This is a genomic window from Sphingomonas sp. 10B4 (assembly GCF_035019905.1).
Lineage (GTDB): Bacteria > Pseudomonadota > Alphaproteobacteria > Sphingomonadales > Sphingomonadaceae > Sphingomonas > Sphingomonas glacialis.
In genome coordinates, this window is record NZ_JASJVC010000527.1 from 1 (window position 1) to 242 (window position 242).

Annotated in this window: 1 protein-coding gene; it reads left to right on the top strand. The window is 56.2% G+C overall.

The window, feature by feature from the left end; all coding sequences use genetic code 11:
- On the top strand, positions 1–242 hold a 242-nt coding region (locus QN347_RS20750), incomplete at both ends, for a M20/M25/M40 family metallo-hydrolase (RefSeq protein ID WP_323494538.1).

A 242-nucleotide genomic window follows, 5' to 3' on the forward strand; every position in this document is an offset into this window, starting at 1 on the left:
CGATCCGACCCGCGCGCCGGTGATGGCCGGCAGCCATATTGATACCCAACCTACCGGCGGTAAATTTGATGGCAATTATGGTGTGCTGGCGGCACTCGAAGTCATGCGCAGCTTAAACGATCATGGCATTCACACTGAGGCGCCATTGGAAGTCGCATTTTGGACAAATGAAGAGGGTTCGCGCTTTGTGCCGGTGATGATGGGCTCGGGCGTATTTTGCGGCGCCTTCAGTCTCGCACATG